This window comes from Microbacterium sp. LWH7-1.2 (assembly GCF_038397755.1).
In the GTDB taxonomy this organism is placed as follows: domain Bacteria; phylum Actinomycetota; class Actinomycetes; order Actinomycetales; family Microbacteriaceae; genus Microbacterium.
This window is the reverse complement of sequence record NZ_CP151637.1, coordinates 3,737,016-3,750,179: the sequence shown is the minus strand read 5'-3', so window position 1 is coordinate 3,750,179 and position 13,164 is coordinate 3,737,016. Positions and strand designations below refer to the sequence as shown.

13 protein-coding genes are annotated in these 13,164 nt (G+C 64.6%); all 13 read right to left on the bottom strand.

Annotation, left to right across the window (positions count from 1 at the left end; genetic code table 11):
* Positions 1 to 83: 83 nt before the first annotated feature.
* Positions 84 to 791 (bottom strand): SDR family NAD(P)-dependent oxidoreductase, encoded by a 708-nt coding sequence (locus MRBLWH7_RS17335; protein ID WP_341996748.1) that lies wholly within the window; start codon positions 789 to 791, stop codon positions 84 to 86.
* A 156-nt stretch (positions 792 to 947) separates the two neighbouring features.
* Complete coding sequence (locus MRBLWH7_RS17330) at positions 948 to 1,847, bottom strand: N-acyl homoserine lactonase family protein (protein ID WP_341996746.1); 900 nt, start codon at positions 1,845 to 1,847, stop codon at positions 948 to 950.
* Positions 1,848 to 2,096: 249 nt separating this feature from the next.
* Positions 2,097 to 2,381, bottom strand: coding sequence for a hypothetical protein (locus MRBLWH7_RS17325; protein WP_341996744.1), 285 nt, complete (start codon positions 2,379 to 2,381; stop codon positions 2,097 to 2,099).
* A 260-nt stretch (positions 2,382 to 2,641) separates the two neighbouring features.
* Entirely contained in the window at positions 2,642 to 3,847 is a 1,206-nt protein-coding gene (gene mftD / locus MRBLWH7_RS17320; protein WP_341996742.1) for a pre-mycofactocin synthase MftD, read from the bottom strand.
* A 20-nt stretch (positions 3,848 to 3,867) separates the two neighbouring features.
* Complete coding sequence (locus tag MRBLWH7_RS17315) at positions 3,868 to 5,007, bottom strand: branched-chain amino acid ABC transporter permease (protein WP_342002116.1); 1,140 nt, start codon at positions 5,005 to 5,007, stop codon at positions 3,868 to 3,870.
* Positions 5,004 to 5,888 carry a branched-chain amino acid ABC transporter permease gene (locus tag MRBLWH7_RS17310; protein WP_341996740.1) on the bottom strand — a complete coding sequence of 295 codons (885 nt, stop codon included), beginning with the start codon at positions 5,886 to 5,888 and terminating at the stop codon, positions 5,004 to 5,006. Before MRBLWH7_RS17310 ends, MRBLWH7_RS17315 begins: the two co-directional genes overlap by 4 nt.
* On the bottom strand, positions 5,885 to 6,613 hold the full coding sequence (locus tag MRBLWH7_RS17305) for an ATP-binding cassette domain-containing protein (RefSeq protein WP_341996737.1): 729 nt from the start codon (positions 6,611 to 6,613) through the stop codon (positions 5,885 to 5,887). Before MRBLWH7_RS17305 ends, MRBLWH7_RS17310 begins: the two co-directional genes overlap by 4 nt.
* Positions 6,600 to 7,391, bottom strand: coding sequence for an ATP-binding cassette domain-containing protein (locus tag MRBLWH7_RS17300; protein ID WP_341996735.1), 792 nt, complete (start codon positions 7,389 to 7,391; stop codon positions 6,600 to 6,602). Before MRBLWH7_RS17300 ends, MRBLWH7_RS17305 begins: the two co-directional genes overlap by 14 nt.
* Positions 7,384 to 8,589, bottom strand: coding sequence for an ABC transporter substrate-binding protein (locus MRBLWH7_RS17295; RefSeq protein ID WP_341996733.1), 1,206 nt, complete (start codon positions 8,587 to 8,589; stop codon positions 7,384 to 7,386). The genes MRBLWH7_RS17300 and MRBLWH7_RS17295 overlap by 8 nt, the downstream gene beginning before the upstream one ends.
* 492 nt (positions 8,590 to 9,081) lie before the next feature.
* Entirely contained in the window at positions 9,082 to 10,098 is a 1,017-nt protein-coding gene (locus MRBLWH7_RS17290) for a Gfo/Idh/MocA family oxidoreductase (RefSeq protein WP_341996732.1), read from the bottom strand.
* A gap of 343 nt (positions 10,099 to 10,441) precedes the next feature.
* Positions 10,442 to 11,188, bottom strand: a complete 747-nt coding sequence (locus tag MRBLWH7_RS17285) for an MBL fold metallo-hydrolase (RefSeq protein WP_341996731.1) — start codon at positions 11,186 to 11,188, stop codon at positions 10,442 to 10,444.
* Between the two features lie 255 nt (positions 11,189 to 11,443).
* On the bottom strand, positions 11,444 to 11,830 hold the full coding sequence (locus MRBLWH7_RS17280) for a RidA family protein (protein WP_341996729.1): 387 nt from the start codon (positions 11,828 to 11,830) through the stop codon (positions 11,444 to 11,446).
* Positions 11,831 to 11,876: 46 nt separating this feature from the next.
* Positions 11,877 to 13,106 carry an acyl-CoA dehydrogenase family protein gene (locus MRBLWH7_RS17275; protein ID WP_341996727.1) on the bottom strand — a complete coding sequence of 410 codons (1,230 nt, stop codon included), beginning with the start codon at positions 13,104 to 13,106 and terminating at the stop codon, positions 11,877 to 11,879.
* Positions 13,107 to 13,164 lie beyond the last annotated feature (58 nt).

The following is a 13,164-nucleotide window of genomic DNA, read 5'->3' as shown; positions in this document are numbered from 1 at the left end:
CCTGCTGATCACGCATCAGAGCCGGGGCCGATGCAGACCCGGCCCTGATGCGCCCGACGCGAGCGACGGCGAGTGCGCTCGGGTCAGCTGATCCGCCAGCCGCGGTCGACGTTCAGGCTGTGAGCAGACACGCCCTGGTTGAAGAGAAGGAACTTCGACGCGTCGACGATGTCCCGCGTCGTCGCGAGCTCGCCTCCCGGCGTCGATGACCGGTAGCCGTCGAGCACCTCGGCGGGCTTTGCGGCCCAGAACGGGCTATCGCCGATAATGCCCGGGTGCAGCGCATTTACGCGGATGGGCGCAAGTTCGAGCGCCATCGCGTTCATGAGCCCGTCCACGCCGCCGTTGATCGCCGACACGACCAGCGAGCCGGGGTAGGGTGCATCCTTCGCGCGGCCCCCGAAGAGCACGATTCCGGTCTCGACGGACGGCTCGAGCCGATCGATGAGCGAGTGGACGACCTCCGTGTAGCCGAGCAGCTTCAGGGTCACGAGACGCCGTGCACGGCCGATGTCGAATTCGCGCACGGTGTTCACATCGCGCTCGATCGCGCTGAGGACGATGCCGTCGAGCTTTCCCACGCCCGCCAGCTGCGCAGAGATCCCCTCGGGGTCCGACACATCGACGGCGATGCCCTGTGTCTTGCCGCCGATCTCGGCCGCGATCCGCTCTGCTGTCTCGAGCGAGCGACTGGTGACGATGACCTCCTCGCCGGCGCCCGTCAGGTCTTGTGCCAGCGCGAGGCCTATGCCACTGGATCCGCCGACGATCAGAATCTTTCTTGCAGCCATGTTGTTTCTCCCATGAAACGGTCGGTGCGACCGGGTGGTGTTCAGTCGGAGCGACGGAACATAACCAATACTAAACGCAAGGCGGTGGCGCCCTCCCCACAAAACGTCGTTCCCGCCCGATCAGAGAGTCGGACGGGAACGCACGATTCGCGTGGGTCAGAGAACCAGCGATTCACCGCTCCTGGGCGCTCGCGACGCATCGATCGCCCGGAGATTGATCTCGGTGGTTGAGTTGCCACTCTCCGACTTCCACGAGGTGTAGCGCCGCTTGATCTCCTGGTCGTGCCCGGGGATCAGCCTGTTCGTGTCACCCTTGAGTTCCTCTTTGTACGTCTTGTAGAGGTTGATGAGGTTGAATGAGTTGCCCTGGCCGTAGCCGGGAACCCACATCCTCTCGACGTTCTCGTAGAGATAGACGGTATCCCCCGCGACGATGAACGGACCATTCTGCGTCTCGATCTTGAACCACTGCGACCCGAAGGTATGCGAGTCGCGCGCGAGTCGCGCGGTCACGCCGGGCAGAAGCTCCTGGTCGCCCTTGACGAAGCGGATACGGCCGTCCGCGATGCCCTTCGCCGCGCGGGTCAGGTCGGTGGGGTCGAATGAAGAGAAGATCCAGGCGCGTTCGGCATCGGAGGCCAGCTGGTTTGCCGTCTCCACCGCCTGCGACCAGCCGATGTACTCATCGAGCTGCACGTACAGCTGGGCGTTGGGGAACGCCTCGAAGTTGCCCATGTGATCGAAGTGCATGTGGGACACAAGAATCACCTCGATGTCTTCCGGGCGCAGATCGACGCGGGCGAGCACCTCCTCCGGGCTTTCCCACTGGGTGAAAGGGAATCGATCGAGCCAGTAGTCGTTGCGGAATCCGCAGTCAACGAGTGCCACGTGCTGTTTTCCGCCGACCTCCCCACCGATGATGAGCGTGTACAGCATCGACGCTCGCGAGATCCCCTCGTTGCTATGGATGATCACTCCTCCAACGAAGTCCGTCGGCACGTCGCCCTGGCAGAATTCGAGAGAGTAGATGGAGTAGTCGGTCTTATGTTCGCTCATGACATGCCGGTCTTTCTCGGGTTGTGGATGCGGGCGGTAACCAATGCTGCTCAGAATGTGTAGCAAGAGTACATGTGCGTTCACTCCAGTGCAATGGTTCCTAAGCGGGAGCGCGATGGGGTTGCGAGACGTCCGGTGTACTGCCGGAATGACACGGAGGTGGCGCGCTTTCACATCGGCGGCCATGAGCGCTTCGGCCAGCGGACCGTCTCCTGCCACGATGGCGAAACGGATGTCGTGGTGATCGCATCAGAGATTCTGTTTGTCGGGAGTGCCCGTGGCGGTGTTGATCCATTCGGATCGGCTGCTGAGCACGTCTACGAAGGCGCTGACGGCAGCGTCACACGCCGAAGCGGTCGCATCGTGGAATCGGGAGTTGAGTCGATTGATCGTGCTCGTCTCCGCACGCTGCAGCGCCTCGTCCCCCTCGGCGAAGATGCCATCGCATGATCGCGAGATGCTCGTCGGTGCGGTGTAGAGCTGCTTCATCACGCTCAGCCGGCGGCTCCAGGATGTTCCGCGCGGCGCGGACATATCGCGCCATCCTTCGGTGAGCCCCGCAACCGTGGGGATGCGTACGGCGTGAGGTCGATCAATCCTTCCGCGCCGAGGGCTCGGAGTCCCTCCCCCACCGGGTCGCGGGACACCCGAATCGACCGGCCAGAGAGGGTTCCGTCACGCGCGATCCCGGTGCCAGCTCGCCGGCGATGATGAGATCGCGCATAGCTTCGACGAGGAGTTCGCCCTGCAGTCCCGGTGTGTCAAGACCACCACTCCTCAGAGCTCGCCATTCGCTATCGTGCGACCGTGATCTCGTCGATGAAGAAGTCCTTCGGGACCACCAGATCATCAGGCGTGAGGTCTTTGATCGAGGACTTCCCGAGACCGACGAGGGCTCGCTCGATAGTGATCCTGAAAGTCTCCAGCACCTCGTACACGCCGCGCTCTCCGTCTGTCGCGAGGCCATAGAACCACGGCCGGCCGATCATGACGGAAGTGGCTCCCAGCGCGAGTGCCTTCACGACGTCGGTCCCCCTGCGCACGCCGCTGTCGTATGTCACTTCTGCCTGATCGCCGACCGCCTTCACCACGGCGGGGAGGAATCGCAGTGGAGACGGCGTCGTGTCGAGATTGTTGCCGCCGTGGTTGGAGACGCCGATCGCTGTCGCACCGACGTCGATCGCGCGTCGTGCGTCGTCAGGAGCGACCAGGCCCTTGATCATGAACGGTCCGCCCCACAGGTCGCTCAGCCATGCCATGTCCTCCCAGGTCGGGATGTGCGTGCCGATCCACTCGTTCAGCCCTCCGATGAGGGTCGGCACGGGTCCACCCTTCGTGCTCATGTTCGGCGCGTAGAGGCCCGGGACCGATCCGCGCCGTAAGTAGCGCAACGTCCATCGAGGATGGAGCGCTGCCGTCGGTGCGTACTTGAGGAGCGTGTCGAGACCGAGCCCGTCCGGGTAGACGGGCGAACCCCAGTCTCGTGGCTGGTGCACGACCCGGCTGGCGGAGAGGTCGAGCGTGAAGATCAACCCCTTCACGCCGGCCCGACGAAAGCGCTCGACACGATCGGCCATCGTGTCGCGATCGCCAGACAGATACAGGTGGCCGACGAGGTTCGAGTTCGCGCTGGCGACGGATTCTACGGGCATCGAGGCGAAGTTGGACAGACCCATCACGGTGCCCGCCCGACTCGCAGCCCGTGCGACACCCACCTCGCCGTCGGGGTGCATCGCCTGCGCGGCTGCGGGGGCGATGACGACGGGCAGGTCGATGTCCATCCCCATGAAGCGCGTCTTCAGATCGGGCCGCGTCGGAATGTCCACTCCGACACGTGGGATCATCCCGATCTGTTCGAACGCACGCAGATTCTCACGCATCGTGGCTCCGCTGTCGCTTCCGGCCTCCATCGCTGTGAAGACATCCTTGGGGAGCAACCGCTTTGCGCGCGTGCGAGCCTCCGCCACGCTCTCAATCGGCTTGTGAGACAAAAAGCCCATGTTTTGATCGATTCCTTCTCTTAGACCGCTGCTCCGGCAGCAGCTGGCTTGTTCTCAGACGGTGGTTGAACCCGGTTCCGGCCCACCGCGGCGGGGAAAGGGTCTCGCGGCCGGAACGGCCAGCGGGCCTCGCGTCCCCCGGTGATCCCCGACGGTCGCAGAATGATGATCAGCACCATCAGCACTGCGACGACGACGAGACGACTGCCGGAAGGAAGCGAGACGATCACTCCTCCGATCTGCACACCCTTCTCGACGACACCGAGCATGTGGTTCAGCGTGGCGATGACAAGCGTGCCGACAATCGCTCCCCAGAGCGATAGCATCCCGCCGATAATGAGCATGGCGATCGTGGTGAAGGTGAAATCCAGACCGAACTGCGAGGCCTGGACCACGCGGTTGGTCTGTGCCCAGATCGCGCCCCCGACGCCTGCGAGCGCACCGGACACCGCGAACGCGATGATCCGATGGCGGGTGGTGTTGATGCCGGATGCCGGGGCGGCCTGCGCGTTCTCGCGGGATGCGCGAAGCATCCGGGCACTGCGGCTCTGTCCATAGCCCCAGGCGATCACGATCACGATGAGCGCGACGAGCATCGTGCTCTGCAGATCGAAGCTGCGCGGGACGCCCGTCATCGACTGACCGGACTTCGGGCCGATGGCGCTCCAGTAGGTCAGGACCTGAACGACCAGCATCAGGAGAGCGAAGGTGGCGATTCCAGCCTCGAGCCCGTGCAGGCGCATGAGCGCGAAGCCGCTGATGAGTGCTGTCAGCCCGCCGACCACACCCGCGATGATCAGGGCGACGAAGGGCGCGACGGACGCGTCCGCCAGGAAGGGCGCGAGGTCCGGCATGATCGACGATTTGACGAGGGGACTGATGGTGAGCAGAGACATCGTCCACGCACCCGCGGCGACGAAGGCAAGATGCCCGAACGACAGGACGCCGCTGTTGCCGATGAAGGTCCACATCGCCACGACGACGATCAGGTTCGCCAGTGCATAGCCGAGATCGATCGCCGCGGAGGACGACAGGTTGCTCCCAAGCGCCGTGAACAGCCACACGGCCACGAGTGGTACGGCGAGCGTCCACAGGGACAGCACCGAACTGGGCACCGCCCAGCCGAAGCGGGTAGCGCGGGAAGAAGGTGAGGAGGTCATGTGCGCTCCTTGGCGGTGCGTCCGGCGAAGATCCCGTTCGGGACGATCAAGAGGACGACGATGACGAGTAGGTAGACGAATGCGATGCGGAAGTCGTCGAATCCGGACGGCAGCCAAGAGGTGAACAGCGAGAGGGTGAAGCCGACGGCGAAACCGCCGACGACCGCACCGCCGACGCGATTCAGCCCGCCGATCACGGCCCCGATGAGCCCGAACACCGTCGCCTGAACGCCGAAGGTCGGATCCACGGCGCCCGACTGCGCAGTGAGGATGAAGGCCACGGCGGCTGCCAACACCCCGCTCATGCCCAGAGTCACGGCGATCACGACTCCCGATCGGATGCCCAGAATGCGGGCCACTCGGAAGTCCGCCGCAGCGGCCTGCACCTGCAGTCCCATACGAGAGCGGCTGAGGAACAGATGCACGGCGAGGAGGAGGATCCCCGCGAGAACGATCGCGACGAGAGCGAGAAGGCTGAGCCGGAACCCACCGACATTGACGGATTGCGTCAACGCCGGGGCGACGGAGCCGCTGCGTACCCTGGCACCGAAGACCCCCTCATAGAAGCGCTGCAGCAGGATGCTCACCCCGAAGCTGGCGATGAGAAGCGCCGCGGGCGATTGCGACCTCATCCACCGGAAGACCGCGAGGTCCATCAGCAGTGAAAGCGCGATCGCGACCATGACGGAGGCGACGAGTGCGAGCGGCCAGGAGACCGGCCACAGAAGGAGGAGTGCGTAGGCGGCGCCCGTGATGATCTCGCCGTTGGCGAAGTTCGCCAGGCGCAGCACGCCGAACACGAGTCCGATACCCAGAGCGGCGAGCGCATAGACGGCACCCGCGGACGTCGCGTCGATGAGTGACTGAATGAAAGGGATCACGATCCGAGGTACGCCTTCATGAGGAGCGCGGGGTCGTCCGCGTCGGTCGGGGAGAGTGTCATCGCCATGCGCCCTTCGCTCAGGACGTATGTCCGGGTGGCCGCGGCGACCGTCTGCTGCGCGCGTTGCTCGACGATCAGCACCGCTGTGCCCCGTGCGCAGATGCTTTCGATGGCGCTGAAGACAGTGTCGACCGCCGTCGGTGACAGACCGAGCGAGGGCTCATCCAGAGCCAGGAGGGTCGGTGCGGCAAGTAGCGCGCGTCCGATCGCGAGCTGCTGCTGCTGCCCGCCGGACAGCAGCCCTGCAGGGCGGTCGGAGAACTCCTTCAGGATGGGGAACAGGTCGTGGACCCACTCGAGGTCTTCCTCCAGCCCGGCGCGGTCGCGACGGGCGGTGGATCCCAGCCGGAGGTTGTCACGCACGCTCAGCCGACCGAAGATGTGATGCCCCTCCGTCACCAGCGCCAGCCCACTCCGAGCCACGCGCTCGGGCGGCATTCGACGCAGATCGATGCCTTGCAGGCTTGTCTCGGTGGACTGGGATGCCACGGCGTTGACGATGCCGAGAAGGGTCGAGGACTTCCCGGCGCCGTTTGGGCCGATGATTCCCACCAGCTCGCCGGCGTCCACGTGGAAAGTCAGGTCCCGCACGGCGGGGATCCCACGGTACGCGACGTTGAGTTTGTCGACCGTCAGTACACGGTTCGTGTCAGAGCGTGACATCTTGACCCCCTTCCGCGATCTGTCGGGCCGCGTTGCCGAGGTACGACGTGGCGAGGCGTTCGTCGTGCCGAATCTCGTCGGGCGACCCGTCCAGGACGTTTCGGCCGGCACCGAGAACGAAAATGTGGTCGCAGCTGCCGAACACGAGCGGCATGTTGTGATCGATCAGGAGCACTCCGATTCCGCGCTCCGCGAGCGTACGCATCGTGTCGCGGAAGTGCTGCGCCTCCCCCTCGTTCAGGCCGGCCGCCGGCTCGTCGAACAGCACCCAGCTGGGTTGCGTCGCGAGCGCCCGCGCCACACCCAGACGCCGCTCGACGCCGTGCGGCAGGTGGTCGGCGCTGTGAAGTGCCCACTCTTCGAGATTCAACTCCGCCAGGAGTTCCAGGGAGAGGGCGCGCGCCGTGCGACGATGCAGCCCGCATGCCAGAGCGGTGACCTCGACGTTCTCGAGGACGGTGAGCAGCGGATAGAGGTGACCGTGCTGGAACGTACGCGCGATCCCTCGGTGGGTCCTACGCTGCGCAGGCTCCTTCGGGAGAGCCTCGCCGTCGATCTCGACGATGCCCTCGTCGGGGCGGTCGAAGCCGCTCAGGATGTTGACGAGCGTTGACTTCCCCGCTCCGTTGGCGCCGATCAAGCCGGTCACCCGACCACGGGGAATCTCGATGTGCACGTCGTTGAGAGCTTTGACGCCGCGGTACGACCGCGTGATGCCGCCGCCCCGGAGCCGGACGCTGTCGCGCCCGGCTCCAGGGAGAGTGCGTACATCAGCCATTGGCGTTGATCTTCTCGGGAGCTCGTCGCTCGACGAACTTGAGCGTTCCGTCCTCGACGACGCGCACGGCCTGCGGGCGCTCGAGGGCGATGTGGAACTCCGGCGTGAAGGTGGTCTCACCGACGAGGAATTCTTCATCTGTGAAGCTCGCCATGGCGTCCGCGATCTCGGCTCCGTCCCAGGTGCCGGCGATGTCATACGCCTTCGCGATCCCATCGATCACCGACGGCCCCATCACGAACGTGCCCATGGCGGGAGCACCGTACTCGGCCGTGTACCGCTCGAGGAAGTCATTGACGGCGGGGTCGGGGTCGTCCCCGGTGAGCGAGACTGGTCCGACGGTGTAGTAGTCCTTGAGCCCAGGGATGGCGTCGACCCAGGTGGTTCCGTCCATACCGAAGCCCGAGACGACGGGGGCGGTGATGCCCCCGTCGCGAAGGTCTTTGGCCACCTGGGCGCCGCCGGGAAGGTACCCGCAGTTGAAGATGACGTCGGGCGCAGTTCCGCCCGCGATCTTCGAGACGATCTCCGGGATGCTGTCTCCCTGGACGTATTCGTAGTCGCCCACGTCCGTGCCGCCGAGCTCGGTGAAGCGCTCACGGGCATACTGGCACTGGCTCTGGGTGTACTTGAGAGTCGTGTCGGTCAAGAATGCGGCGCTCTTCCAGCCCTTGCTGTTGGCGAACTCCGACATCACGACGCCCTCGCCGATGGTGGAGTTACCGTACGAGAAGCTGAGATTGAGCCCACCCTTCGGACCGAAGAGAGCCTCGTTGATGCACGGGGAGACGCTCAAGACGTTGGCCTGCTCGGCGACGAGGGCTCCGGGGCTCGAGAGATCGAAGTCGCAGGTGAACAGAATCACCTCGGCTCCGTCGTCGATCAGCTGCTGGGTCACCGGCGCATACTGCTCCAGCTTGGAGCCGGTGTCGACGACGCGGAGTTCGACCTGCTTCCCGCCGATGCCGCCCGCCTCGTTGAGGTCATCGATCGCCATCCTCATGGAGTTGATCGCGGGGACGTCGGGGACCGACATGAAACCGGTCTCGGCCATCGCCGCGCCAAGGATGATCGTGTCGGAGTCGTCCCCGGCGGACGAGCCGCTCGGCTGGGAAGCACTGGCGACGCACCCGGTCAGGGCGATCGCCGACAAGGTCGCAACGCCGAGGGCGGCGACCGTTCGTGATGAGAATCTCATGGTTCGCTTACTCACTTTCTTTCGGGTACTGCTGTGGACCGGCAAACAAGATCAGGTGTGCACACCCGCCGCGTAGAAGGCGTAAGCGGGAACTAGTAGGTCGTTGTCGTATACGAAGAGCCGGTGCGGCAACAGTAGCCGGGGGCAGTGCCTGGCGACAAGAGTGCAACTATTAAGACCACGTTGCGTTCTTGGAACGCAGAATTTACACAGCGTTGTGACGGTCTGAGGGGGCGATAACCGTTGATTCTGCGGCTGTTTTGGGCGTTCCTACGCGGCAGCCAACGCCGCAGACGCACGACACCGCTCGCGCGCTGCTCACCCTTGAGGCATGCGCGATTGATGCACGCGAGTCACGTGGAATCGCTTCGAAGTATACGATCATGATGGAGGGCGTGAACTAGGGCGGTTCCAACCCCGAGGGTCGTGCGACCGTGCGCCACGAGGGATCACCTCTATGCACGTTCAGCATCGAGGGCACGAGGCACGATCTCACTCTGCGCCGTACAATTCGGGGCGATCACGGGAGTGAACCTGGACGGAGTCGCCGCTGCGGAGGGAATCAAGACAGGCGTCCGTCACGAGAGCGGCGCAGTAACCGTCCCATGCGTTGGGGCCTGTGACCACTCCCTCTACCGCGTCCAGCGCCCACGCCACAAGCTCGCGGCGGTACGCATCGCCGAAGCGGACCGTGAAGTCCTTCTCTCGCGCACCGAAGACACGGAAGTCCAGGCTCACGGCCACCGGCGTCGCGTTGGTCAGTCGGGCCATGCCCGAACGTCCGATGACGTCGCAGCCTATCTCGTAGCCGTAGGAGGCCTTGAGGAAGACCTCCGAATAGATCATCACACCGGCCGCGGTGCGGAAATAGAAGAACTGCGGGTCCAGCCAGTCTTCCAATCCGGTCTTTCCGCCGTTTCCCGCCACGCGGACTTCGACGATGTCGTCGTCGAGGAGCCAGCGTGTGCTGTCCACCTCGTGCACCACCGCTTCCGTGGTGTGGGCCGACGAGGTGACGGAGGGGGGAACGTCCGCGGCCCGATGCACGAACTGCAGCGACACGATCTCCCCCAGCTCTCCCGTATCCACCGCCGCTTTGAGATCCACGAACGCCGCGTCGTAGCGACGCATGAAGCCCACCTGAACAAAGCGCCTCCCGGCCCGGATCTCCGCGTCGAGGATCAGCCCGCAGTCCGCTGCGGTCATGGCCAACGGCTTCTCGCAGAAGACCGGCTTCCGGTGCTCGATGCACGCCAGCACCAGGGCGAGATGAGACTCTGCGCTCGACGCGATCGTGATCGCGTCGACGTCAGCCGATGCGATGAGTTCCTCCGCGCTGGCGAATACGCGAACGTCGCCGGGCAAGGTCGCCGCGACTGCCTGTGCACGGTCGAGGTTGGCGTCGGCGACGGCCACGAGGTCCCCCGCCCCTACGGAGCTCGCGATCGTCTTCACCTGAGCGGATCCGACCATCCCCAGGCCGATTGCGCCGATGCGGATTCTCTTCACTCTGCTTCTCCAAGATGCTCGGGACTCGCTGTGGCCCTTGGGGCGTCGGGTGGACGCTGCACCTCCTGCGCTTCGTCTGACACTCGCTGCTGAGTGTCGGATCACAGGACCCGCGGGTTGAGCGGGGTACTGCCGGTAAGGATCGGGCGTCGGTGGCCCAGGTGACACCTTGTGGGTGTGAGGTCGAATTCGGGTGATCGAGCATCGTTGCTCTTTCATAGGACCGACTGTACAGCGGAACTGAAAAATGTCAATCCTAGTTTAACTGTTGGGCAACCGACTTTGATCGGCTCCGCCGCCCCGCAGACGGGTCGCCCCTCAGGGACTTCCCCTCACCCGTGAACTACCTGATGTCCAGCCTGTCGACGAAACCGGCGTCCGCAGCCGGATCGACATCCACCGGCTCAGGCCCTTCGATCAGAATCGTCTGGCCCACGACGAGATCGGTGAGAGTCACACCGTGCCGATCTGCGAACATCTGCGCCCGATTCACATAGAGGTCGCGCCCGAGTTCATTCAGGAGTATGTCGTGCACGGGCACGGCCTGTCGTGGCCGCACGGCAATGATGAAGTCGACCATCTCCGACATCTTGTTCCAGGGACCGTTAAGCGGGAAGAGGAGCGTGTCTGGCGCCGGCCCGGCAGGGACGATGAAACTGTCGCCCGGGTGGTACACCAACCCGTCGATGATGTAGCCGGTATTCGCGACGACCGGAATGAAGCTGTGGATCACGGCATGCTGGCCGCCGACCGACCGCACCGAGAATCCAGCGCTGTCGAACTTCTCGCCTGCGCCGGTGGCGATGATCTGATCCTCGCCGACTCCCGCCGCCTCGGCCTGGGCGAGGAGCCGAGCGGAGGGGACCTGAGGTGCACGGACCGTGGCATCGGCGTGCGCGGCGAGGTACTGGAGGACGGCTACCTCGTCGAGGTGGTCGGGATGCTGGTGCGTGATCAGAATGTGCTCGGCGCCTTCAAGAGCACTGGCTGGATCGGAATACTCGCCCGGATCTATGACGATCCGACGACCGTCCTTCTCCAGCCGCACGCACGCGTGTCCAAGTCTTGTCATGTCGATGCTGATCGTCACGAGCTCGCCCCTTCCGCTTCCGCACCCGTCCGGACACCCTCGCCCGCGGCTTCCGCAATGCGATCGTCATATCGTCACAGTCGCGGGGGAGGATGTCAATCCTTGCTTAACGCGTGCGTGTCCTCCTTGTACGCCCATGCTGCAGTCAGTCGGCTGGTCAGGGCTTGAACGGAAGGCCCCACCGGCACCCCTGACCGCGCGAGCAGGCAACGAAAAGAGGTGGGCACCGACGGTGCCCACCTCTTCTTCAACCCACTAGACAGCGGCGATCGCGTCGATCTCGATCGTCGAGTCGTTGAACAGCGCTGCCACACCCAGCAGGGTGCTGGCGATCAGGTTGTCGGTGCCGACGATCTCGTCGCGCACACGACGGTAGATGCCGAGCTTCTCCTTGTTCAGGTCGGTGACGTAGACGTTGAAGCGAACGACGGAGGAGAAGTCGGCTCCCCCGGCCTTCAACGCGCGCTCCAGCTCGCGAAGGGTCAGTTCCGTTGCGCGCGCGAAGTCGGCGGGCACCGATCCGTCCTGCTCGAATCCAACGGCGCCGGAAACGAACAGAAGATCTCCTGCGGTGACCTTCACACTGTCGGCGATACCGGGGACAACGGGCGCCGGGATACGGGTGAAGCGTTCTTGCGACATGTTTCTCTCTTCTTTACTGGGAACACGAGGTAGATATCGGGGAGGATCAGACGTCCATGACGATGGGGTCGTCCGTGCCGAGGAGGACCCGGCCGTAGTTCTCCTTACCCACTGCGGAGGTCACGTACGCGTGACGAGCGGCGATCTCCGAGTCTCGCCAGATCCGGGAAAGGACGTTCGGCTCCGCGAACGAACCTGCACCGTTGAGGGACATCAGGATGTCGATGGCCTCCTTGCACAGGTCGGCGACCACACCGACGTCGTTGCGGATCTGTGCGCGCGTCTCCAGCGGCTGGAGTTCATGCGCGGCAGCGCTGCTGTCGATGAGGTCGGCCATGTTGGCGGCCAGGAGCTCAGCGAGACGGATCTTGGTCGTGGCCTCGGCGATGCCGAGCTGATGCGACGGCGAGTTGCGTGCCTCCGTGTAGCGCGTGTAGGCGACACCCTTGCTGGGCAGCTTCTGGAGGGTCAGCTCCAGCGCGTGGCGCGCCAAGCCCAGCTGCGGAGCGATGAGGATGATGGCGGCGAGCGGGACGAACGCCATCTGCGAGGTCAGCTCTTCGGTGAACGGGGTGAGATACTCGGCGTCGCGCATCGCGGCAAAGCCCTGCACGCGGTGGTCAGGGACGAACTGGTTCTCCATCACGACGGTATTGGAGGCGGTGCCCTTCATACCCGTGACGAACCACGACTTCTCGATCGAGTACTGGTCGCGCGAGAACAGCGCGAGACCGCGCGGGTCCTCACCCTCGGGAACGTCGAGGGCGATGCCGAGGCACGCCCAGTTCGTTGCATAGCTGCCGCTCGCCCACGGCCAGCGGCCGCTCACCAGGTAGCCGCCCTCGACGCGCTCCATCGTGCTGCCGGGTGTGAAGACAGCCGAGATGACCGAATTCGGGTTGTCGCCCCAGATCTCCTGCTGGGTCTGCTCCCCGTACGTGGTTCCGAACCAGGTCGACACACCGACGAGGGCCGAGATCCATCCCGTCGCACCGTCCCCGCGGCTGATCTCTGCCAGCACCTCGAGAGCCGTGCGGGCCGTGGTCTCCTGGCCGCCGAGGCGACGAGGCACGAACAAGCTCAGCAGACCCTCGGAGATGAGTGCATCGATGACCACCTGAGAGACCTGCTCCGCTGCGGCACCCTCTGCGGCATGCTCTCGAATGAGCGGCACAAGACTGGTCGCACGAGCAACCAGCTCGTCATCGACGGGCGTGTGCGCAGGGTCGACCCCGATCGCTTCGCGTGGTGCCGGAACAAGAGTGTCGATCGTCATGATTTCCTCCGGGGTCGATACGGCTTTCGGGTGACGCCAGCCCATGGTGGTCGGGTCA